Source organism: Sphingomonas sp. Leaf23, from assembly GCF_001421585.1.
Classification (GTDB): Bacteria; Pseudomonadota; Alphaproteobacteria; order Sphingomonadales; family Sphingomonadaceae; genus Sphingomonas.
On record NZ_LMKR01000004.1, the window covers coordinates 29,921 to 51,086 of the forward strand.

The 21,166-nt window shown below is 66.9% G+C and carries 27 protein-coding genes and 1 tRNA gene; 16 read left to right on the forward strand and 12 right to left on the reverse strand.

The genetic code is table 11. From position 1 onward, the window contains the following. Positions 1 to 44: 44 nt before the first annotated feature. The 9 genes from ASE67_RS12495 (at position 45) to ASE67_RS12535 (ending at position 8,061) form a co-directional block, all read left to right on the forward strand. Complete coding sequence (locus ASE67_RS12495; RefSeq protein WP_055761784.1) at positions 45 to 1,076, forward strand: substrate-binding domain-containing protein; 1,032 nt, start codon at positions 45 to 47, stop codon at positions 1,074 to 1,076. Beyond that, the gene (gene pstC, locus ASE67_RS12500) at positions 1,076 to 2,458 is read left to right on the forward strand and encodes a phosphate ABC transporter permease subunit PstC (RefSeq protein ID WP_055761787.1); all 1,383 of its coding nucleotides are present in this window, start codon (positions 1,076 to 1,078) and stop codon (positions 2,456 to 2,458) included. Before ASE67_RS12495 ends, pstC begins: the two co-directional genes overlap by 1 nt. After that, complete coding sequence (gene pstA / locus ASE67_RS12505) at positions 2,451 to 3,749, forward strand: phosphate ABC transporter permease PstA (RefSeq protein ID WP_055761790.1); 1,299 nt, start codon at positions 2,451 to 2,453, stop codon at positions 3,747 to 3,749. The genes pstC and pstA overlap by 8 nt, the downstream gene beginning before the upstream one ends. After that, positions 3,749 to 4,531, forward strand: coding sequence for a phosphate ABC transporter ATP-binding protein PstB (gene pstB / locus ASE67_RS12510; protein ID WP_055761792.1), 783 nt, complete (start codon positions 3,749 to 3,751; stop codon positions 4,529 to 4,531). Before pstA ends, pstB begins: the two co-directional genes overlap by 1 nt. 10 nt (positions 4,532 to 4,541) lie before the next feature. Beyond that, positions 4,542 to 5,243, forward strand: coding sequence for a phosphate signaling complex protein PhoU (phoU, locus tag ASE67_RS12515; protein ID WP_055761795.1), 702 nt, complete (start codon positions 4,542 to 4,544; stop codon positions 5,241 to 5,243). Positions 5,244 to 5,245: 2 nt separating this feature from the next. After that, on the forward strand, positions 5,246 to 5,938 hold the full coding sequence (gene phoB / locus ASE67_RS12520) for a phosphate regulon transcriptional regulator PhoB (protein WP_055761798.1): 693 nt from the start codon (positions 5,246 to 5,248) through the stop codon (positions 5,936 to 5,938). A gap of 78 nt (positions 5,939 to 6,016) precedes the next feature. Continuing rightward, the gene (locus ASE67_RS12525) at positions 6,017 to 6,433 is read left to right on the forward strand and encodes a hypothetical protein (RefSeq protein WP_055761802.1); all 417 of its coding nucleotides are present in this window, start codon (positions 6,017 to 6,019) and stop codon (positions 6,431 to 6,433) included. A gap of 114 nt (positions 6,434 to 6,547) precedes the next feature. Beyond that, positions 6,548 to 6,967 (forward strand): VOC family protein, encoded by a 420-nt coding sequence (locus ASE67_RS12530; protein WP_082457117.1) that lies wholly within the window; start codon positions 6,548 to 6,550, stop codon positions 6,965 to 6,967. 68 nt (positions 6,968 to 7,035) lie between these two features. After that, positions 7,036 to 8,061 carry a hypothetical protein gene (locus ASE67_RS12535; protein WP_055761809.1) on the forward strand — a complete coding sequence of 342 codons (1,026 nt, stop codon included), beginning with the start codon at positions 7,036 to 7,038 and terminating at the stop codon, positions 8,059 to 8,061. A gap of 55 nt (positions 8,062 to 8,116) precedes the next feature. Here ASE67_RS12535 and ASE67_RS12540 read toward each other — a convergent pair whose 3' ends face one another. Further along, positions 8,117 to 8,458, reverse strand: a complete 342-nt coding sequence (locus ASE67_RS12540; protein ID WP_055761813.1) for a DUF2794 domain-containing protein — start codon at positions 8,456 to 8,458, stop codon at positions 8,117 to 8,119. Beyond that, positions 8,458 to 9,141: a serine O-acetyltransferase EpsC gene (gene epsC, locus ASE67_RS12545; RefSeq protein WP_055761815.1), complete on the reverse strand. Its 684-nt coding sequence runs from the start codon at positions 9,139 to 9,141 to the stop codon at positions 8,458 to 8,460. The genes ASE67_RS12540 and epsC overlap by 1 nt, the downstream gene beginning before the upstream one ends. Before the next feature lie 149 nt (positions 9,142 to 9,290). On the opposite strand from epsC, the gene ASE67_RS12550 reads away from it, so the two are divergent. After that, the gene (locus tag ASE67_RS12550) at positions 9,291 to 10,052 is read left to right on the forward strand and encodes a sulfite exporter TauE/SafE family protein (RefSeq protein WP_055761818.1); all 762 of its coding nucleotides are present in this window, start codon (positions 9,291 to 9,293) and stop codon (positions 10,050 to 10,052) included. A gap of 30 nt (positions 10,053 to 10,082) precedes the next feature. On the opposite strand, the gene ASE67_RS12555 is transcribed toward ASE67_RS12550, so the two are convergent. Together ASE67_RS12555 and ASE67_RS12560 are read right to left on the reverse strand one after the other, a co-directional pair. Beyond that, entirely contained in the window at positions 10,083 to 10,604 is a 522-nt protein-coding gene (locus ASE67_RS12555; protein ID WP_055761821.1) for a carboxymuconolactone decarboxylase family protein, read from the reverse strand. Between the two features lie 110 nt (positions 10,605 to 10,714). Beyond that, positions 10,715 to 11,257, reverse strand: a complete 543-nt coding sequence (locus ASE67_RS12560; RefSeq protein WP_055761824.1) for a peroxiredoxin — start codon at positions 11,255 to 11,257, stop codon at positions 10,715 to 10,717. 130 nt (positions 11,258 to 11,387) lie between these two features. Between ASE67_RS12560 and ASE67_RS12565 the strand changes: the two genes are divergently transcribed. Next, on the forward strand, positions 11,388 to 12,287 hold the full coding sequence (locus tag ASE67_RS12565) for a hydrogen peroxide-inducible genes activator (RefSeq protein WP_055761827.1): 900 nt from the start codon (positions 11,388 to 11,390) through the stop codon (positions 12,285 to 12,287). A gap of 106 nt (positions 12,288 to 12,393) precedes the next feature. Next, a complete protein-coding gene (locus ASE67_RS12570; RefSeq protein WP_156348608.1) occupies positions 12,394 to 13,065 on the forward strand; it encodes a fasciclin domain-containing protein in 672 nt (223 codons plus the stop codon). Positions 13,066 to 13,442: 377 nt separating this feature from the next. On the opposite strand, the gene ASE67_RS12575 is transcribed toward ASE67_RS12570, so the two are convergent. From ASE67_RS12575 to pgsA, 3 genes are read right to left on the reverse strand one after another with little or no spacing between them, the layout of a single operon-like run. Continuing rightward, the gene (locus ASE67_RS12575; RefSeq protein WP_055761830.1) at positions 13,443 to 13,889 is read right to left on the reverse strand and encodes a molybdenum cofactor biosynthesis protein MoaE; all 447 of its coding nucleotides are present in this window, start codon (positions 13,887 to 13,889) and stop codon (positions 13,443 to 13,445) included. Beyond that, a complete protein-coding gene (moaD, locus tag ASE67_RS12580) occupies positions 13,886 to 14,143 on the reverse strand; it encodes a molybdopterin converting factor subunit 1 (RefSeq protein WP_055761834.1) in 258 nt (85 codons plus the stop codon). Before moaD ends, ASE67_RS12575 begins: the two co-directional genes overlap by 4 nt. Next, positions 14,143 to 14,709, reverse strand: coding sequence for a CDP-diacylglycerol--glycerol-3-phosphate 3-phosphatidyltransferase (pgsA, locus tag ASE67_RS12585; RefSeq protein ID WP_055761838.1), 567 nt, complete (start codon positions 14,707 to 14,709; stop codon positions 14,143 to 14,145). The genes moaD and pgsA overlap by 1 nt, the downstream gene beginning before the upstream one ends. Positions 14,710 to 14,834: 125 nt before the next feature. Between pgsA and ASE67_RS12590 the strand changes: the two genes are divergently transcribed. Next, the gene (locus ASE67_RS12590; protein WP_055761840.1) at positions 14,835 to 16,139 is read left to right on the forward strand and encodes an MFS transporter; all 1,305 of its coding nucleotides are present in this window, start codon (positions 14,835 to 14,837) and stop codon (positions 16,137 to 16,139) included. A gap of 4 nt (positions 16,140 to 16,143) precedes the next feature. On the opposite strand, the gene ASE67_RS18475 is transcribed toward ASE67_RS12590, so the two are convergent. The 4 genes from ASE67_RS18475 to ASE67_RS12605 all read right to left on the reverse strand — a co-directional run bounded on the left by ASE67_RS18475 (position 16,144) and on the right by ASE67_RS12605 (position 17,792). Next, on the reverse strand, positions 16,144 to 16,299 hold the full coding sequence (locus ASE67_RS18475; protein WP_200922223.1) for a hypothetical protein: 156 nt from the start codon (positions 16,297 to 16,299) through the stop codon (positions 16,144 to 16,146). Between the two features lie 93 nt (positions 16,300 to 16,392). Further along, complete coding sequence (locus ASE67_RS12595) at positions 16,393 to 17,133, reverse strand: Crp/Fnr family transcriptional regulator (protein WP_082457118.1); 741 nt, start codon at positions 17,131 to 17,133, stop codon at positions 16,393 to 16,395. Positions 17,134 to 17,279: 146 nt separating this feature from the next. Then, positions 17,280 to 17,355, reverse strand: a tRNA-Ala gene (locus ASE67_RS12600). Positions 17,356 to 17,474: 119 nt separating this feature from the next. Next, entirely contained in the window at positions 17,475 to 17,792 is a 318-nt protein-coding gene (locus ASE67_RS12605) for a TIGR02300 family protein (RefSeq protein ID WP_055761844.1), read from the reverse strand. A 101-nt stretch (positions 17,793 to 17,893) separates the two neighbouring features. On the opposite strand from ASE67_RS12605, the gene aroA reads away from it, so the two are divergent. Continuing rightward, positions 17,894 to 19,225, forward strand: coding sequence for a 3-phosphoshikimate 1-carboxyvinyltransferase (aroA, locus tag ASE67_RS12610; protein WP_055761847.1), 1,332 nt, complete (start codon positions 17,894 to 17,896; stop codon positions 19,223 to 19,225). Continuing rightward, complete coding sequence (gene cmk / locus ASE67_RS12615; RefSeq protein WP_055761850.1) at positions 19,222 to 19,845, forward strand: (d)CMP kinase; 624 nt, start codon at positions 19,222 to 19,224, stop codon at positions 19,843 to 19,845. The genes aroA and cmk overlap by 4 nt, the downstream gene beginning before the upstream one ends. Before the next feature lie 9 nt (positions 19,846 to 19,854). Here cmk and ASE67_RS12620 read toward each other — a convergent pair whose 3' ends face one another. Beyond that, entirely contained in the window at positions 19,855 to 20,181 is a 327-nt protein-coding gene (locus ASE67_RS12620) for a hypothetical protein (RefSeq protein ID WP_055761853.1), read from the reverse strand. A gap of 141 nt (positions 20,182 to 20,322) precedes the next feature. Between ASE67_RS12620 and nadC the strand changes: the two genes are divergently transcribed. Continuing rightward, positions 20,323 to 21,165 (forward strand): carboxylating nicotinate-nucleotide diphosphorylase, encoded by an 843-nt coding sequence (gene nadC / locus ASE67_RS12625; RefSeq protein ID WP_055761857.1) that lies wholly within the window; start codon positions 20,323 to 20,325, stop codon positions 21,163 to 21,165. Position 21,166: the final 1 nt, after the last annotated feature.

A 21,166-nucleotide genomic window follows, 5' to 3' on the forward strand; every position in this document is an offset into this window, starting at 1 on the left:
GAGCGTCGCGAATGACCGTACACGCATCTGGAAACTGGAACCGCATGACCCGCCGGATCGCGTCCGTCCTGGCCCTCGGCCTCGCGCTCAGCGCCTGCGAGCCGCAGACGTCGCGCGACCATATCCGCGTGGTCGGGTCGTCGACCGTCTATCCCTTCACCACCGCCGTTGCCGAAATGCTGGTGAACGCGAACCCCGACCTGCGCGCGCCGCTGGTCGAATCGACCGGCACCGGCGCGGGTGCCGCGCTGTTCTGCGCCGGGGTCGGCCCGCAGCATCCCGACATCCTCGACGCATCGCGCCGGTTGAAGAAGTCGGAATATGCGACCTGCCTGTCGCACGGCGTGAAGGATATCATGGAGGTGCAGGTCGGCGTCGACGGCGTGGCGCTGGCCGAATCGAACAACGGGCCGAAGCTGAAGCTGTCCCGGCGCGACGTGTATATGGCGCTGTCGGCCAATCCGCTGGGCAAGCCCAATACGGCGCGGATGTGGAACGAGATCAATCCGGCACTGCCCGCGATTCCGATCCAGTTCTTTGGCCCGCCCGCCACCAGCGGCACCCGCGACGCGCTGGTCGAACTCATCATGGTGCCGGCGTGCGAAGCGGCGGTGCCGGGGGTCAAGGCGCTGAAGGACAGCGACAAGGACCGGTACGAGGACATCTGCACCCGCATCCGCGAGGACGCAGCCTATGTCGACAAGGGCGAGAACGACAATCTGATCGTCCAGAACCTGTCGACCAACCCCAACGCCATCGGCATCTTCGGCTATTCCTATCTGGAGGAAAACAAGTCGCGGCTGCACGGCGTGCCGATCGACGGGATCGTGCCGACCTATGACAGCATCGCCGATGGCAGCTATCCGGGTGCCCGGCCGCTGTTCATCTATGTCAAGAAAGCGCACATCAAGCCCGTGCCCGGCATGATCGACTTCCTCACCGCCTATGCGAAGTCGTGGGACCCGAACGGGCCGCTGACCCGGCGCGGCATGATCGCCGCCCCTGCCGCCGTCCGCGCCGAATCGGCTGCCGAGATCAAGGATCAGACCCCGATGAACCCGGCGGGGTTGCACTGATGCACGGCTTTACCCTGATCCTGCTGATGCTGGGGTTCGGCGGCATCGGCTGGATGGTCGCGCGCGCACGCGCCGCCCGCTTCGCCAAGCCCGTAACCGCCGCCGACCGGCCCAATTCGCTGCCCAGCCAGCATGGCTGGCACATGGCGATCTGGATCGCCGCGCCCGCCCTGCTGTTCCTCAGCATCTGGAGCGCGGTGTCGCCCGCGCTGGTGCGCGATGCGGTGTTGCAGGCGCCCGCCGCCGCCGGCCTACCCGGCCCCGGTTTCGAACGCTCCGCGATCCTTGCCGAAGCGCGATCGCTGGCGCTCGGCAATGCGTACGGCGCGTTCAACCAGCAGGCTGAGGCGCTGGCCCCGGCCTATGCCGCCGCGCAGAGCCGCTATGACTGGATCGGCACGGTGCTGGCGATCCTGCTCGCCTTTGCCGGTGGCGCGTTCGCCTTTACCCGCATCCGCCCCGACTATCGCGCACGCAACCAGGTCGAACGCGCGGTGATGCTGGCGCTGCTGGTCGCGTCGCTGATCGCGATCCTGACCACGCTCGGCATCTTCCTGTCGCTGGTGATCGAAAGCTGGCGCTTCTTCCGCATCGTGCCGGTTACCGATTTCCTGCTTGGCACCAACTGGAGCCCGCAGGTCATCCGCTCGAACGATCCCGGCGCGACGCTGGGCGCGGTGCCACTGTTCTGGGGCACGTTCTTCATCGGTGCGGTGATCGCGATGATCGTCGCCATCCCGTTCGGGCTGATGAGCGCGATCTACCTGACGCAATATGCCAGGCCGGCCGTGCGCAAGTGGATGAAGCCGATCCTCGAGATCCTCGCCGGCGTGCCGACCGTGGTCTATGGCTATTTCGCCGCACTGACCGTGGGACCGGCGATCCGCGACCTCGCAGTCATGCTCGGCATGCCGTTTGCCAGTTCGGAAAGCGCGCTCGCCGCCGGCCTCGTGATGGGGGTGATGATTATCCCCTTCGTCTCGTCGATGGCCGATGACTCGATCGCCGCCGTGCCGCAATCGATGCGCGACGGCAGCCTGGCGATGGGCGCGACCACCAGCGAGACGATCGCGAAGGTGTTGCTCCCCGCCGCCTTGCCCGGCGTGGTCGCGGGCGTCCTGCTGGCCGTGTCGCGCGCGATCGGCGAGACGATGATCGTCGTCATGGCGGCATCCGGCGCGGCATCGATCACGCTCAACCCGTTCGAAAGCGCGACGACGGTCACCAAGCAGATCGTCGACCTGCTGACCGGCGAGGCGGAGTTCGACAGCCCGAAGACGCTCGCCGCCTTCGCGCTCGGCCTCACGCTGTTCGCGATCACCTTCCTCCTCAACGTCGTCGCGCTGCGCGTCGTCAAACGGTATCGGGAAGCGTATGAATAGTCCTGCGAACGTCGCCGGATCGCCCGCGGTGCAGCGGGACGTGCCCGAGCGCGTGCCGACCGACTGGAAGACGGCGACGATGCAGAAGCGCATCCGCCGCCGCTATGCCGCCGAACGCCGTTTCCGCTTCTTCGGCCTTGCCGCCGTGTCGCTGTCGGCCGGGTTCCTCGCCTTCCTGCTCATCACGATGTTGATGAGCGGGATCGGCGGGTTCCAGCGGACGCTGGTCACGCTGCCGATCGACTTCCCGGCCGCCGGGCTGGAGGTCGACCGCACGCAGTTGAAGACGCGCGGCGCCGATCTGGCGCTGGCCGGCGCGGGCCTCGAGAATACGGTCAACGGGGCCGCCGCCGCCACCTTCGGCGAGGATAACCGCGTCATCTCCGACAGCGCGTGGCTGACGGTACGCGACGCGATCAAGGCCGACCCGTCGATCTTGTCGCGCAAAGTGTCGATCCCCGTCCCCGCCGCGCCGGGCATCGAGGAAGCGGCCAAGGCGGACGGCGAACCCGCCGACGAAGCCATGGTCGCGAAGCTGGGTCGGGCCGGTGCGATCTCGACCGGGTTCAACACCGACTTCTTCAAATCGGCCGATTCGACCGATCCGACGGCGGTCGGCATCTGGGGCGCGCTGAAGGGCTCACTGATGACGATGCTCGTCACGCTGCTGATCGCCTTTCCGGTCGGTACGCTGTCGGCGCTGTATCTGGAGGAATATGCCCCCCGGAACCGCTGGACCGACCTGATCGAGGTGTCGATCAACAACCTCGCCGCCGTGCCCTCGATCATCTTCGGGCTGCTTGGGCTGGCGGTGTTCCTTGGCACGCTCAACCTGCCGCGCTCGGCGCCGATCGTCGGTGGCCTGACGCTGGCGCTGATGATCATGCCGGTCATCGTCATCGCCGGGCGCAATGCGATCAAGGCGGTGCCGCCGTCGATCCGTGACGCCGCGCTCGGCATCGGCGCGTCGAAGGTGCAGGTGGTGTTCCACCACGTCCTACCGCTCGCGCTGCCCGGCATCCTGACCGGCACGATCATCGGCATGGCCCGTGCGCTGGGCGAGACCGCGCCGCTGCTGATGATCGGGATGCGCGCCTTCATCAGCCAGCCGCCGCAGGGCTTTGCCGACCCCGCCACCGTGCTGCCCGTCCAGATCTTTCTCTGGTCCGATCAGGTCAGCCGCGGCTTCATCGAAAAGACCAGCGCGGCGATCCTCGTGCTGCTGGCGTTCCTCCTCGCGATGAACGCGCTCGCCATCTATCTCCGAAATCGCTTCGAGACCCGCTGGTAATGACCGACACCCAACTCACCAACGCGACCCCGAAATTGTCGGCGCGCGGCGTCGACGTGTTCTATGGCCAGAAACAGGCGATCAAGGACGTATCGATCGACATCGCGATGGAGCATGTCACCGCCTTCATCGGTCCGTCGGGCTGCGGCAAGTCGACCTTCCTGCGTACGATGAATCGGATGAACGACACCGTGGCGTCGGCCCGCGTGACCGGCGACATCCGCCTTGATGGCGAGGATATCTATTCCCCCGCCATGGACGTGGTGCAGCTGCGCGCGCGGGTCGGCATGGTGTTCCAGAAGCCGAACCCCTTTCCCAAGTCGATCTACGAAAACGTCGCCTATGGCCCGCGTATCCATGGCCTTGCCGCATCGAAGGGCGACATGGACGGGATCGTCGAACGCTCGCTGACCCGCGCCGGCCTGTGGAACGAGGTGAAGGACCGCCTGTCGGACAGCGGCACCGCGCTGTCGGGCGGGCAGCAGCAGCGGCTGTGCATCGCCCGCGCCATCGCGGTCGATCCCGAAGTGATCCTGATGGACGAACCGTGCAGCGCGCTCGACCCGATCGCGACCGCCAAGATCGAGGAGCTGATCCACGAACTGCGCGGCCGTTACGCCATCGCCATCGTCACCCACAACATGCAGCAGGCGGCGCGCGTGTCGCAGCGCACCGCCTTCTTCCACCTCGGCACGCTGGTTGAATATGGCCGTACCTCGGACATCTTTACCAACCCCCGCCAGGAGCGCACAAAAGACTATATTACAGGGCGGTATGGCTGAGGGGAGCGACATGGCGACGGGCCACGAACACACGGTCAAGGCGTTCGATCGCGACATCGGCCATCTGCGTGCGCTGATTTCGCAGATGGGCGGCCTTGCCGAACAGGCGATCAGCGACGCGATGCTGGCGCTGACCCGCAACGATCCGGCGCTCGCCAAGCAGGTCCGCGCACAGGACAAGGCGATCGACGCGATCGAGGCGGAGGTCGAGAAACTGACCGTCCGCGTCATCGCGCTGCGTGCGCCGATGGCCGACGACCTACGCGAAGTGGTCGCCGCGCTGAAGATCGCCGCGGTGATCGAACGCATCGGCGACTATGCCAAGAACATCGCCAAACGGGTCGCATCGATCCACGGCGAAACCCACGACCCGCGCATCGAGCCGCTGAGCATCCTGCCCGCCATGGCGCAGCTGGCATCGGACATGGTGCATGACGTGCTCAACGCCTTTTCGGCGCGCGACGCGCAGGCGGCGGTCGAAATCTGCAAGCGCGACAGTGCGCTGGACGATTACTACAACAGCATCTTCCGCGTGCTGGTGACCTACATGGTCGAAAATCCCAAGACGATCAGCCAGGTCGCGCACCTGCTGTTCGTCGCCAAGAATCTGGAACGCATCGGTGACCATGCGACCAACGTCGCGGAAATGGTCTATTTCGCCGCGACGGGCCAGACGATGGCCGAACGTGAAACCCCCGATTTCGCAGGATAATCATGAGCAAGGCACGGATGTTGCTGCTGGAAGACGATGCGGCGCTGGCCGAACTGATCGCCTTTCATTTCCAGCGCGAGGATTTCGAGGTCGTCCGCACGCATGAGGGCGAGGAGGCATTGCTCCTCGCGCGCGAAGCGACGCCCGATATCGTACTGCTCGACTGGATGGTCGAGGGGCTGTCGGGGATCGAGGTCTGCCGCCAGCTGCGCCGCCAGGCCGAGACGCAGAACGTACCGATCATCATGCTGACCGCGCGCGGTGAGGAAGAGGATCGGGTCCGCGGGCTGGAGACCGGGGCCGACGATTATGTCACCAAGCCGTTTTCTCCGCGCGAACTGGTCGCCCGCGTCAACGCCGTCCTGCGCCGCGTGCGCCCGGCGCTGGCGGGGGAGGCGCTGAGCTATGCCGATATCGAAATGGACACGGTCGGCCACCGCGTCCGGCGCGGGGGCGAAGTCGTGCCGCTCGGCCCGACGGAATTCCGTCTTCTCAAACACTTCCTCGAACATCCCGGCTGGGTCTTTTCGCGCGAACGGCTGCTCGATGCGGTGTGGGGGCATGATTCGGACATCGAATCGCGTACCGTCGACGTACATATCCGGCGGTTGCGCAAGGCGATCAATGTCGGCGACCGGCCCGATATTATCCGCACCGTGCGTTCGGCAGGATACGCTCTGGACGCGACGGGCTGAAAACTTCGTCGGAAACCTTTTCGACTTGGGTCGTTTGGTTCGCAGCCTCAACGATACAAGTCGAAAAGGAGTTTTCCGATGAAGACTGTCGCTTTCATGGCCGCCCTGCTGATAGGCAGCGCAGCAGTTGCACAGACCACGCCGCCGACGACGCCGGCGCCCGATGCGACGATGCAGCCGGGCACGACCACCGCGCCGACCCCGCCGGCCGACAACATGACCCCGCCGCCGGCCCCCGACGCCTCGGCTGATCCGGCCGCCGCGCCGACGACCCCGCCGGCCGATCCGATGTCGACGACCGCCGCCCCGGCACCGATGGCCCCCCCGGCCCCGCCCGCCCCGATGGCAGGCGCGCCGATGGCCGGTGCCCCGATGGCAGGTGGCCAGGTGCAGTTCGCCCCGCCGCAGGTGACCCCGCCGCCGCCGGCGAAGGACAGCTATCCGGTGTGCTCGCGCACCGTGAAGGACAGCTGCCGCAATCCGGGCGGTCGCTAAGACCACCGGCCTGACGGCCAGCAACGGCGCTCCGCCCCTGTGGCGGGGCGCCTTTTTTATGGGCCGCCCGCCCCGCGATCGTTATGCTGCGGCCGACAGCGTGAGGATCGACCCGTGCCCCCTCCCCCGATCGACGGCGTGCTGGAAACGGCGCTTTACGTAAACGATCTCGACCGCGCGGTCGCCTTCTACGCCGATGATCTCGGCCGGCCGCTCCTCCTGCGCAACGCCCGCATGGCCGCGCTGGACGCCGGGCGGCGTAGCGTCCTGCTACTGTTCCTGCGCGGTGCATCTGCCAGCGACATGGCGACGCCGGGCGGCACGATCCCCGGCCACGACGGCACCGGCCGACTGCATATGGCGTTCGCCATCGCCGATGCCGACTATCCGGCGTGGCAGGACCATCTGACCGCGCGCGGCATCGCGATCACCGGCGAAGTCCGCTGGCCAAGTGGCGGGCGCAGCCTCTACGTCGCCGATCCCGACGGCCATGTCATCGAGATGGCGACGCCCGGCATCTGGCCCGTCTATTGAGACGCAGCACGTGTATTGCAAAGACAATACACAAGTGTCATACTTCACCAATACAGGGAGGTCATGACATGTACAGCGAAAGCGATCTGAACGGCGCGGTGGAGGCGGGCGTGATGTCGCGCGACGCCGCCGATGCACTGCGTGCGCATATCGCGCGGCAACGCGCGACCCCGGTGGTGGACGAGGAACATTTCCGCCTGCTGACCGGGTTCAACGATATCTTCGTCTCGGTCGCGCTGGCGTTGCTGCTGGTGTCGCTCGCGTGGATCGGCGGTGCGGTCTGGAGCCCGCTGGGCGGGCTGGGCGTGGCCGGCGCATCGTGGTTCCTCGCCGAATATTTCACCGCACGCCGCCGGATGGCGCTGCCCAGCATCCTGCTGCTGCTCGCCTTTGTCGGCGGGGTAGCCGCCATGCTGGTCGGCCTCGTGGCCGAACTCGATCCGCTGAATGTCCCCGACCGCACGACCGCGCTGATCTTTGCCGGGATCGGCATCGTGTCGGCGGGCGCGGCATGGGCGCATTGGCGGCGGTTCATGGTGCCGATCACGGTCGCAGCGGGGGCAGCGGCACTGGTCGGAACCGCCGCCGCGCTGCTGGTCGCCGCCTTTCCGGCGCTCAAGGACAATGTGTATCCGGTGACGTTGCTGGGCGGGATCGGCGTGTTCGCCGCCGCCATGCGCTGGGACCTGTCCGACCGTGATCGCCGGACGCGCCGCAGCGACGTCGCCTTCTGGCTGCACCTCGTCGCCGCGCCGCTGATCGCGCATTCGCTGTTCCAGCTGCTGGGCGTGTTCGGCCCGAGCGTGACCGCACCGATGGCGGCGGTGGTGATCGCGCTCTACGTCGCGTTCGGCATCGTGGCGCTGGCGGTCGATCGCCGCGCGCTGCTCGTCTCCAGCCTCGCCTACGTCCTCTACGCGCTCTACGCGCTGTTTGAACAGGCGGGCGCGGTCGAACTGTCGGCGGCATTCACCGCCTTCGTCATCGGATCGGCGCTGCTCACCTTGTCGGTTTTCTGGCAACCGATGCGCCGCCGGGTGGTTGGGGTGCTCGGCGGCATCGGCCAACGCCTGCCGCCGGTGGCGATGGCGTGAAACCATTCCTTACGAAGCGAACCTTGGCGGCTCCGGGCAACCGGAGCCGCTTTTTTTATTCCTCGACCAGCTTCATCAGCCGGCGTTCGACCGGGGCCAGCACCGGGCCCAGCTCGTGCCCGCGCTTCACCACTGCCCCGGCCTCGCCGACCAGCGCCCACATGCCCTGCTTGTTGCGCAGGGACGGCCGCTTCTCGATGCGGAATTCGGGCCGTTCGGCCGCGCGGCGGAACGCGCTGAACACCGCGGCGTCGCGGCCCAGGTCGATCGCATAGTCGCGCCAGTGCCCGGCGGCGACCATCCGGCCGTACAGGTCGAGGATGCGGGTCAGCTCGGCGCGCTCGAAGCCGACCTGCCCCGGCTGGCGCGCGGCGGGAAAGGGCGTGACGATCCCCATCAGGCGCGGTCGCGATGATCCTGCTGCTCGGCCAGCAGCGCGTCGAGCTGCCGCTTGAGCGTTTCCACCTCGCAGCGCAGCAGTTCGATCCGCTGCGTCTGCGGGTCGAAATTGTCGCGGCAGGGGGTGCCATAGGGGACGAAGCGCGGATCGGGCGCCTGGCCCCCCTCGACCACCGTCGGACGTGCGGGGATGCCGACGACGGTCGTTCCCTCGGGCACGTCCTTCGTCACCACCGCATTGGCACCGACGCGGGCGCGCACACCGATGGTGATCGGCCCCAGCACCTGCGCGCCCGACCCGATGATCGCACCGTCGCTGATCGTCGGGTGCCGCTTGCCCGCGATACCGTTGTCAGGGCTGGTCCCGCCGAGCGTGACGTTCTGGTAGATCGTCACCCCGTCGCCGATCTCGGCCGTCTCGCCGATCACGACGAAGCCGTGGTCGATGAAGAAATGCCGGCCGATTGTCGCGCCCGGATGGATGTCGATCGCGGTCAGGAAGCGCGAGAAATGGTTGATCGCGCGTGCGGCGAAATACCATCGCGCGCGGAACAGCCGGTGCGACAGCTTGTGGAACACGACCGCCCACACGCCGGGATAGGTCAGGATTTCGGCGCGCGACCGCGGCGCGGGATCGCGCGCCTTGATCGAATCCAGATAGCGCAACAGCCGCGCAACCATGTGCAGTCCCCTTGGTAGTGCACCCGATGTAGGCGGCCCGCCCGCGCACGCCAAGTCGTACTGTAGGCGCAACAAACCCTATGTATCTTGTAGGCATTGTCGTTTGCCGTCATCACTGACCCCCGCTGCGCCATAGCAAAGGGATTGGGATGTTCGAGAATATCGACTGGGCGCGTCTGGCCGAATTTGTTGCCGCCGGATTTGCCGCCCAGATCGTCGATGGTGCGCTGGGCATGGCGTTCGGGGTGATTTCGTCGACCCTGCTGGTGAGCGTGCTGGGCGTGCCGCCCGCGACCGCATCGGCGAGCGTGCATGTCGTCGAATGCTTCACGACCGGGGTGTCGGGGATCAGCCACGCGCTGCACAAGAATGTGAACTGGAAACTGTTCTGGCGCCTGGTGCTGCCCGGCATCGTCGGCGGCGTGACCGGCGCGTATCTGCTGTCGTCGCTCGATGCGTCGGTGACGCGACCGTTCGTCATGACCTATCTGGCGGGGATCGGCCTGTACCTGCTGTGGCGGGGCCTGCGGAAGCCGCCCGAACCGAAGGAGCCGAAGGTCATCGCCCCGCTGGGGCTGGTCGGCGGGTTCCTCGACGCGGCGGGCGGCGGCGGCTGGGGGCCGGTCGTGACCTCCAACCTGCTGGTGCAGGGCGCGACGCCCCGCACGACGATCGGCACGGTCAACACGGTCGAATTCTTCCTAACCGTCAGCATCTCCGCGACGTTCCTCGTCCACTTGGGGTTGGAGGCGTTCACGACTGCCGTTGCCGGCTTGCTGATCGGCGGGATCGCCGCTGCGCCATTCGGGGCCATGTTCGCCAAGCACATCCCGGCGCGCACGCTGTTGATCCTGGTCGGCATCGTGCTGACCGTCACCAGCCTCTACAGTGTGTATCGGGCGCTGTCGTAACGGGGGCGGGGGTTTCCCCGCCCCTTCGCTTCATGCCACCGCCGCGTGCACCGTCGCGACCGCCGCCAGCACCGCGCCGATCCGCACCGCGCCCTGGATCACCTCGGCCTTCACGCCGTGCTTCTTCAGCACGTCCTCATGCGCGTCGATGCACATGCCGCAGCCGTTCATCGCCGACACCGCCAGGCTGAACAGCTCGAAATCGACCTTGTCGATCCCCGGCGCGGCAATGACGTTCATCCGCAGCTTGGCCGGCAGGTTGCCATATTCCTTGTTCTTCGCGAGGTGGACGAACCGGTAATAGACGTTGTTCATCGCCATCACCGCCGCCGCCGCGCGCGCCGCATTGGCCGCCTCGGGCGACAGCTTGTCGGCCACTTCCGCCTCCGCCGCCTCGACCAGCGGCTTGTGGCCGGTGGCGTGTGCGCAGGCGAGCATCGTGCCGAACTTCTTCTGCGGGTCGAGCACCGTCTCGTTCAGCAGCGAACCGACGTTCAGGCGGATATCCTTGGCGAACTCGGGCAGCTGGCCCGCAAATTCCTTGAGCGACATGGAAAAAACTCCGTCAGATACACGACACCCCAGCCGACCGGGCACAAGGCCGTGGTCCGCGCTGGGGTGCCGGAAAGTGGCGGGCGGGACGCATGCCCCGCCCGAATGAATTACGCTGCGACCTGGAGGACGTCGTCGCCCTTGTTCCAGTTGCACGGGCACAGCTCGTCGGTCTGCAGCGCGTCGAGCACGCGCAGCGTTTCTGCCGGGTTGCGGCCGACGTTCAGACCGTTGACCTGTACCGCCTGGATCACATTGTCCGGATCGATGATGAAGGTCGCGCGGAACGCGACATGCTCGTTCTTGTCGAGGATGCCGAGCGCATTGGCCAGCACCGCGCCATTGTCGGCGATCCACGGGAAATCGGCCGCGGCCAGATCCGGGTCCGACTTGCGCCATGCCAAGTGGACGTGCGCGGTGTCGGTCGACGCGCCGATCAGCACGGCGTCGCGATCGGCGAAGTCTTCCTTCAGCTCGCTATAGCCGACGATCTCGGTCGGGCAGACGAAAGTGAAGTCCTTCGGCCAGTAGAACAGCACCTTCCACTTGCCGGGGAATGCGTCGTGGCTAAGCGTCTCGCCGGCCGGCAGCGCGTTGGTGCCCTGCTGCACGGGAACGGTGAATTCGGGGAGCTTGTCGCCAACGGTCAGCATGGAAATGCCCTTTTTCGTTATGGTGCAGTGCGCACCGTGAATTGCTGCACCGCGATATAGGGAACGTGTCCGACCGATCCAATCGAATTTGCCCTTGGGATTGATCGACCGAGCCAATAAGTAGGGCGCCATGTCGGTGTATCTGCCCACGCTCAAACAGCTGCAATATCTGGTGGCGCTCCGCGACGCCGGCCATTTCGGCCGCGCGGCCGAGGCATCGTTCGTCACGCAATCCACGTTGTCGGCGGGGATACGCGAGCTGGAGACGCTGATCGGCGTCGTGCTGGTCGAACGGACCCGCCGCGTGGTCCGCTTTACCCCCCTGGGCGAAAGCATCGTGGCCAAGGCACGCACCGTGCTGCGCGAGGCGGAGGAGCTGACCGACATGGCGCGCGCCGCCGGGCGGCCGCTGTCGGGCGAGATGCGGATGAGCGTCATCCCGACCATCGCCCCGTTCCTGTTGCCGCAACTGCTGCCGCGCCTGCGCCGCGACTATCCCGACCTGAAACTCTATCTGCGCGAGGAGCCGAGCGCGGCGGCGTGCGAGGGGCTGCACCATGGCCGCACCGATTGCGTGCTGCTGGCGCTGCCCTATGCCTGCGGTGACGTGGAGACTGCGCCGCTGTTCGACGACCGGCTGTTCCTCGCGGTGCCGGGCAACGATGCCGCCGACACGACGCCGCTGGTCGCCGACGACATCGATGCCGAACGCCTGCTGCTGCTGGAGGACGGGCATTGCCTGAAGGACCATGCCCTGCGCGCCTGCGAACAGCCGGAGGCGCGGGGACAGGCGATGATGATGGGCACGTCGCTGCACACCATCGTCCAGATGGTCGACAATGGCCTGGGCACCACCATGTTACCGCAGATGGCGATTGATGCCGGCATCCTCGACAATACCGCCGTCAGCGCGCGGCCGATCGAGGCGAAGAACGCATCGCGCCGCATCGCATTGGTGTGGCGAAAGGCGTCCCCGCGCGAACGGGATTTTCGGCTGTTGGCAGAGGTACTTGCCGCGAACCGGACCTGATCCTTCGGGCAGCGGGGGAACCGTTCGCCTCGCCAAACCGTATTTCCCCGGTCGATGCCGCCCCCGGCATCGAATGTGTTTTGACCGCAACCACCGGAGAAAACCGATGATTCGCGCAACCATTTCGGCCGCCGCGCTCACCCTGTCGCTGACCGCAGCCGCCCATGCCCAAACGACGACCGCCCCCACTGCGCAGACCGGGGCAAAGACCCGCACCACCGCCACCGTGCAGACCCCAGTCGGCGGCGTGAACGCTGGCGTGCAGGTCGATGCCAACGCCACGGCGAAGGCGCCGGTGATGGTCGGCGGTGCGCCGATGCTGCCGACCCAGACCATCGTCGCCAACGCGTCGAAGGCCAGCAACCTCACCACGCTGGTCAAGGCAGTACAGGCCGCCGACCTGACCGCCACACTGTCGGGTCCGGGTCCGTTCACCGTGTTCGCGCCGACCAACGAAGCGTTCGGCCGCCTCTCCCCCGGCACGCTCGATTCGCTGCTGAAGCCCGAGCAGAAGGCGTCGCTCGCCAAGGTGCTGACCTATCACGTCGTGGCCGGCAAGCTGGACGCAGCGGCGCTGAAGTCGCAGGTCGAAGCCGGCGGCGGCACTGCCACGCTGACCACCGTCGAGGGCCAGCCTCTCAAGGCAACGCTGGAAAACGGCGCGTTGGTGCTGACCGATGTCGGCGGCGGCAAGAGCTACGTCACGCAGTATGACGTCGAGCAGTCGAACGGCATCGTCCATGTCGTGAATGGCGTGCTGGCCCCGAAGCTCGGCTGATCCGGGTCCAATGGCAGGAATGGACCGGGCGGGAGCGATCCCGCCCGGTTTTTCTATTCCCGTCCCCTGTCACCCCGTTCGGTTCGAGCAGCTTCGAGCTTGTCGAGAAGCGTCCGTCGAGAACGCCCCGCCCCAAGCAAAGCCCTCTCGTCACCCCGGACTTGATCCGGGGTCCCGCTTCTTTTTCCACGCTCGGCCAAGGAAGCGGGACCCCGGGTCAAGCCCGGGGTGACGAAGGGGATAGGTCGTTCCGTATTATGAACCGAACTAGGTGGACCGGGCTGGAAGCGGGTGTCCGAAACCTCCCAACCGCTCATCCTGAGTAGCCACTAAGCGAAGTCGAAGGGGCGTATCGAAGGACCGCCCCGAACGCACCATTACCCGACCGCGCCCCACCGCGCCGCCGCCAGATCATCGCTCTCCCGCGCCTCGACCCAGCGCGCGTCGCTACCGCGCCGCTCGCGCTTCCAGAACGGCGCCCCGGTCTTCAACCGATCGATCAGGAACGCACACGCCTCCAGCGCCGCCGCCCGGTGCCGCGCAGTTGCCGCGACGAACACCACCCGGTCGCCGGGCACCATCGGCCCGACGCGGTGCACGACGGTCGCCCGCGCCAGCGCCCAGCGCGCCACCGCCTGTTCGCACAATGCCTCCAGCGCGCGTTCGGTCGCGCCGGGATAATGTTCCAGCGCCAGTTCGGTCACGCCGTCGTCGCCGCGCACCAGCCCGGTAAAGGTCGCTACCGCCCCGGCATCGGCGGCCTCCACCGCGACCAGCTCCGCCGCCAGGTCGATCGGCGCTTCCTGCACGACGACGCGGATCACCCGCCGGTCACCGGGGGAAAGAGCGCGATCTCGCGCGCGTCGGCGATCGGCGTGTCGAGCGGCACGAACGCCTGGTCGACCGCCGCGCGCAGCCGCTGCCGGTCGGCGAACGCAGCCGCATGGCCCTCACCCTGCCCCGCCAGCCAGTCGACCAGATCGGCGACCGTCACGACCTCGGCCGGCGGATCGACCCGCTCGCCCGCCATGCCCACACGCTCGCGCACCCACGCGAAATACAGCAGCTCGACCGTCATTACGTATCCATGTGGCGTAGGCCTAGGCGCAGATAGTCCCAGCCGGTGATCGCGGTCAGCGCGGCGGCGCCCCACAGGCACACCAGCCCGGTGACGTGGACGAACGCCTGGCTCGGCACCGCCCCCGCCAGGATCAGCGCACCGAACGCGACCAGCTGCAGCGTGGTCTTCCACTTGGCCAGCTGCGACACCGGCAACGACACCTGAATGCCGGCCAGAAACTCGCGCAGGCCCGACACCGCGATCTCGCGCAGCAGGATGACGAGCGCGGCGATCAGGTGGATACCGGTGATGATCGCGACGTCGTGCCGCGTGCCGACCAGCATCAGGATGACGGCCGCCACCATGATCTTGTCGGCAATGGGATCGAGGAACACGCCGAGCTTCGACACCGTACCCTGCGCGCGCGCCAGATAGCCGTCGAAATAGTCGGTGATGCCCATCAGGCAGTAGAGCGCGAAGGCGATCGCATAGCCCGCCTCCCACATCGGCCACCACAGGAACGCGACCAGCAGCGGCACCGCGAAGATCCGCGACAGGGTGAGGATGTTGGGAAGCGTCAGCACAAGTGCGCGCTTAGCATTCCCGGCCGGTCTCGCGAAAGCGGCAAAACGGCGTTGAAGCAGGCGGACGTGCTGGCTACACCCGGACCAACCAAGCCGACAGGCACGTAGATCAGGTCGTACCCGGAATGAATAATGCGCTGGGGTTGCTGAAGCAGCGCCGTTTCCTGCCGCTGTTCGTCACCCAGTTTCTGGGCGCGTTCAACGACAATCTGTTCAAGCACGCGATGGTGCTGTTCGCGACATATCAACTGTTCAAGGACCCGGCGAGCGAACAGAATTTCAATGCATTGGCCACCGGCCTTGCGATCCTGCCGTTCGTGTTGCTGTCTGCCTTGTCGGGACAGCTGGCCGACACGCATGACAAGGCGCGGATCATCCGCATCGTGAAGACCGCCGAGATCGGCATCATGATCTATGGCGCAGCGGGCATGCTGGTCGCGCGCACCGGCTATGTCACGACCGGCGTCGTGATGATGCTGAGCGCAGTCGTGATGCTGGGCGTCCATTCGACCTTTTTCGGCCCGATCAAATACGCGATCCTGCCGCAGCATCTGGAGGATCATCAGGTGCTGGGCGGTACCGGGCTGATCGAGGCGGCGACCTATCTCTCGGTCCTGACCGGGACCATCGTCGCCGGATGGATCAGCGTGGAATATGCCGCCGCGCTGGTGGTGGTCGTCGCGATCATCGGCTGGTTCACCGGGCGACAGGTGCCGCCCGCGCCGCGCAGTGGCCCCGAACTGGTCATCAACTTCAACCCGTTCACCTCGTCCTGGCACCTGATCGCGGCGACAATGCATATCCGCCGCTTGTTCCTGGCGATCGTCGCGATCAGCTTCTTCTGGACGATCGGATCGGTGTTGATCGTGATCTTTCCCGTGCTGGTGAAGAATGTCCTAACCGCCGACCAGCAGGTCGCCTCGCTCACCATCGCGATCTTTTCGATCGGGGTGGCGATCGGATCGGTCATCATCAATGCGCTGCTGAAGGGCAAGATTTCGGCGCGCTATTCGCCCGCCTCGGTCGTTGCGATGGCGGTGTGCGTGCTGGCCTTCGCGTTCGAGGCGAAAGCGTGGGTGCCAGCACCCGATGGCACGCTCTACGGCGCGCTCGATTTCGTGACCCATCCGCAATCATTGTTGCTGCTCGGCACGCTGGCGCTGATCGCGATCTTCGGCGGGATGTTTGTCGTACCGCTCTATGCGTTCCTGACGACGACCGTGACCAAGGATCAGACCGCGCGGACGGTAGCGGCGAACAACGTCGTCAACTGCGCGTCGATGACGGTCGGCGCGATCGGCGTGATCCTGCTGACCAAGGCGGGCCTGGGGCCGACCGACATGCTGCTGCTGGTCGCGGGCATGTGCCTGGTGTCGGCATGGCTCGCCTGGCGCCTTCACCGCGCCTGCGACGAGTGCTGCCCGGCCTGACGCCTTACAGGAAGAAGGTGTAGAAGCAGATGAAGAAGGCGGTGAAGCTGACCGTGAACAGCTTCAGGTCGCTGTCGTCGCTGCGCACCGGCACGCTGGCGATGCGCGGCAGCGTGGCACGGAAGGGGTGACGGCGGGGTTCGACATTCGGCTTCATCATGGCCGGGTTAACGTTTTCTTTACCCTTTTGTCCCCTGCCGCAAATCCGGGCAGCTGTCCGATTACGGGACGGGCGTGACACGGCCGGCGAAGGTCAGCCGACGACCACCGCCCGGTCAAGGTGCAGATAGGCCGGGGTGAACGACGCCACCGCGCACAGCCGATCGAGGTCGAGGATGGTCAGCCGCCGCCCGCCCCATTCGATCAGCCCGTCGCGCCGCAATTCCTGCACCATGCGGTTCACATGCACCGGGGTCAGCCCGGTCGCCTCCGCCAGATCGGCCTGGGTCAGCGGAAATTCGCAGCTTGCCCCCGCGGACCGCCCAATCGTCTGCAACCGGAAATAGACTTCGCAGAACAACAGCGCGATTCGTTCGCGGGCAGTGCGCAGGCCCAGGCTGGCGATCCATTCGCGCTGCGTACCCATCGCAACATGGTTGTTCCACCACAGCGCGCGGACGATGACCGGCCGCTCGCAGCTCAGCAGCGCCAGCGCTTCGGGCGCCACCTCCGCCACTGTCATCGTCGTGATCGAGCCGACGGCATGGTCGGTACGCGCCACCGCCTGTGGACAGGGATCAAACAGGTCGCCCGGCAGCAGCAGCGACAACAGCTGCCGCCGCCCATCGGACAGCTGGCGATAGCGACACCCCCACCCGTCGAGCACGAAATGGACGAAGCGCGGCACCTCACCCTCCGTCACCACATCACGCCTGGGCGCGACGATGCGCTGGCGCTGATCGAGCAACACGTCGAGCGCACGCCGATCGGCATCGGTCAGTTCGGCAAAGGCGAGCAAACGAGAACGAAAGCGCAGGTCACGGCCCCCTGTCATAGGGGCGTTCAGCTAGCGGCTATCGCGGCACCGCACGATATACTGGTTTAATCGGATGAAATTCCCGTCGCCCTTACCGCGCGATCATCGGCGCCTGGGCGACAGACAACAAAAAACCCCGCATCGCTGCGGGGTTCTTTGGAAAATGGTGGAGCCGAGGGGGATCGAACCCCTGACCTCTGCAATGCCATTGCAGCGCTCTCCCAGCTGAGCTACGGCCCCGTCCATTTTATCGAAGCCGCCGCTGGTCGGCGGCCTCGCGTCCCCGTTGGGGAGGAGCGCCCTCTATGCGGAGGGCGCTGGTTTGGCAAGCGCCTTTTGCGCCCGCCGCCCCAAAAAAATCAACGCTCGGCTTCGTTGTCCTCGTCGGACGTATCGACGCCTAGGTCGTCGTCGCCGCCCAGATCGACATCGTCGTCCGCCGACGGCTCGTCGTCGCCCTCGATGTCCAGATCGGCGTCGAGATCGGTATCCTTCTCGGCCTTGTCGCTGACCTTGACCTGCTCGAACGGCAGGGGCTGCTTGGACTTCAGGATCGGCTCAGGATTCCAGTGCACGCCGCAATTGATGCAGGTGACAGGATCGTCCTTGCCAAGGTCGTAGAAGCGCGTCGCGCATTTCGGGCAGGTACGCTTCGTACCCCATTCCGGCTTCACCATGTGTAGCCCAAACCTTTCGGTGCTGTGGAAAACGGGGCGGAAACCCCGGATGGGGCCGCGCCTTGCCATAGCGGGCACGCGCTGTCAAAGCCGCCGGTCATATGCACGACGCCACCCCCACCCCGCTTTCCGTCGCCGCCAGCGGCCCGCTGACCGGCACCGCGCCCGTTCCCGGCGACAAGTCGATCAGCCATCGCTCGCTGATGCTCTCCGCGCTTGCCGTCGGCACCAGCCGCGTGACCGGCCTGCTCGAAGGGGAGGATGTGCTCGCCACCGCCGCCGCGATGCGGGCGATGGGTGCGACGATCACGCGCGGCGACGATGGCGTGTGGACGATCGATGGCGTCGGCGTCGGCGGGCTGCTGCAACCCGCCACCGCATTGGACATGGGCAATTCGGGCACCTCGACCCGGTTGCTGATGGGCCTCGTCTCCTCCCACGCGATCACCGCGACCTTCACCGGCGATGCCTCACTCAGCAAGCGCCCGATGGGCCGCGTGATCGAACCGCTGTCGCAAATGGGCGCCGAAATCACCGCCAGCCCCGGTGGCCGCCTGCCGCTGATGCTGCGTGGGGTCGTGCCCGCCGTGCCGATCGACTATACTCTGCCGGTCGCCTCGGCGCAGGTGAAGTCGGCGATCCTGCTCGCCGGGCTCAACACGCCGGGCATCACCCGCGTCGTCGAACCGGTCCCGACCCGCGACCATAGCGAACGGATGCTGCAAGGCTTCGGCGCGAAGCTGATCGTCGAGGAAACGCCCGAAGGCCGCGTCATCGAACTGCACGGCGAGGCGGAACTGCGGCCGCAGACGATCACCGTGCCGGGCGATCCGTCCTCCGCCGCTTTCCCCGTCGTCGCTGCGCTGCTGGTGCCGGGCAGCCATGTGACGATCACCAATGTCGGCCTGAACCCGACCCGCGCCGCGCTGTTCGACGTGCTGCGCGCGATGGGTGGCGACATCAGCTTCGAGAACCCGCGTGACGTCGGTGGCGAGCCGGTCGCCGATCTCGTCGTCCGCGCCTCGTCACTGACGGGGATCGAGGTCGATCCGACGGTTGCGCCGTCGATGATCGACGAATTCCCGATCCTGTTCGTCGCCGCCGCGCTGGCCAGGGGCCGCACCGTCACGCGGGGGCTGGAGGAACTGCGCGTCAAGGAGAGCGACCGCATCACGACGATGGCCGAAGGGCTGCGCGCGATCGGCGCGACCGTCGAGGAGACCGAGGACGGCCTCATCCTCGACGGCACCGGCGGCGACCTGCTGCCCGGTGGCGGCACCGTCGAGGCGAAGCTCGACCACCGCATCGCGATGAGCTTCGTCGTTGCCGGGCTCGTCTCGCGCGAGGCGGTCACCATCGACGACATGGCCCCGGTCGCGACCAGCTTCCCGACCTTCACCACGCTGCTGCGTAGCCTTGGCGCGCCGTTGTGATCATCGCGGTCGACGGCCCGGCGGCATCGGGCAAGGGCACCATCGCGCGGGCGCTGGCGAAGCATTACGGCCTGCCGCATCTCGACACCGGGCTGCTGTACCGCGCGGTCGCGACCCGCGTGCTGCGCGACGGGATGGACCCCACGCGCGAAGCGGATTGCGTCGCGGCGTCCGACTTCAGCGATACGCTGCTCGACGATCCATGGCTGCGTACCGATGAAGCCGGACAGACCGCCTCGATCGTGTCGGCGCATCCGCTGGTGCGCTCGGCGCTGCTCCGCCGCCAACGCAAATTCGCGCAGCAGCAGGGCGGCGCGGTACTCGACGGGCGCGATATCGGCACGGTCATCGCGCCCGATGCCGATGCCAAGCTGTTCGTGAAGGCCACCCCCGCAATCCGCGCCCGCCGCCGCCACAACGAACTGGCCAAGGCCGGGTCGAGCGTCACCTATGACCGGGTCCTTGCCGACATCCGCGCCCGCGACGACCGCGATTCGAGCCGCTCGACCGCCCCGCTGACCATGGCCGCCGACGCCGCCCCGCTCGACACCAGCTTCCTGTCGATCGAAGCTGCCGTCGAACGCGCCATCGCCATCGTCGAGGGGCAGCGGCGCGGCTGACGACGGACGTCAGCTCGTCTGGGTGGTGGTCTGCGAAACGCCGTCGGGCCGCACCGCGATGACGCCGGGAATGCGCCGCAGCCGCCGCTCGAACGTCGCGACGCGCCCGCGCTTCGGCGCGGTGACCGCCAGCCCGCCCAACATCTTGTACTCATAGAGCAGCGTGCCACCCTGCCGCCGGACCGCCGCGATGATCCGCCCGCGCTTTGCCGCGGTATCGCAATCGCAGGTCACGATGAAGGAGCGGACCTCGGGCAACCGTCCCGACACCTGCGCCGCCGCCGGCGACAGCGGTGCCAGAATGGCCAATGCTGGAAGGATCATAGCAAACTTCATGCCGTTACCCTTCTTGCAGGTCAGGCCGATCGTGTACGCGAACCGGCCTGAACCGACACTGACCGACGATGTTGGTTTTTTACGAATCGGCGCGGGCAGCTGTATAGGTCGCCGCTCCCTTTGCGATCGGACTGCTGCCCCATGATCCCCGGTTTCGACCTCCCCGCCTTCATCGCCGCGACGCTTGCCGAGGATATGGGGGAAACCGGCGACATCACCGCCGCCGCCGTGATCCCCGCCGATGCGGTATTCACCGGCATCATGGACAGCCGTGACGCGATCACCGTTGCCGGGCTCGACATCGCCGCCGCCTTCTTTCGCCATCTCGACCCCGCCGCCGAGATCGAAGCGCTGGTGGCCGATGGCGACGCCGTACCGGCGGGCACCGCGCTGATGCGGCTGCGCGGCAATGCCCGTGCGCTGCTGACTGCCGAACGATCGGCGCTGAACACCGTCCAGCACCTTTCGGGCATCGCCACCCTTACCGCGACCTATGTCGCCGCGATCGCCGGCACGGCCACGACGCTGCTCGACACGCGCAAGACCATTCCCGGCCTGCGCCTGCTGGAGAAGTACGCGACCCGCATGGGCGGCGCGACCAACCACCGCATGGGGCTGTGGGATGCGGCGATGATCAAGGACAATCACGTCGCGGTCGCCGGATCGGTCGGCGAAGCCACCGCGCGGGCCAAGGCGGCGGGGATCGAGCGGATCATCGTCGAGGTCGATTCGCTCGACCAGATCGAACCGGCGCTGGCCGCCGGGGCGACCCACCTGCTGCTCGACAACATGGCCCCGCCGACGCTCACCGAAGCCGTCACGATCATCGCCGGGCGAGTGCCCGCAGAGGCGTCGGGCGGGGTCCGGCTCGACACGATCCGCGCCATCGCCGAAACCGGCGTCACCTATGTCAGCGTCGGACGCCTGACCCAGTCGGCCCCGGCGGCCGATATCGGGCTGGATTTCACCCTCGACGCCGCATAAC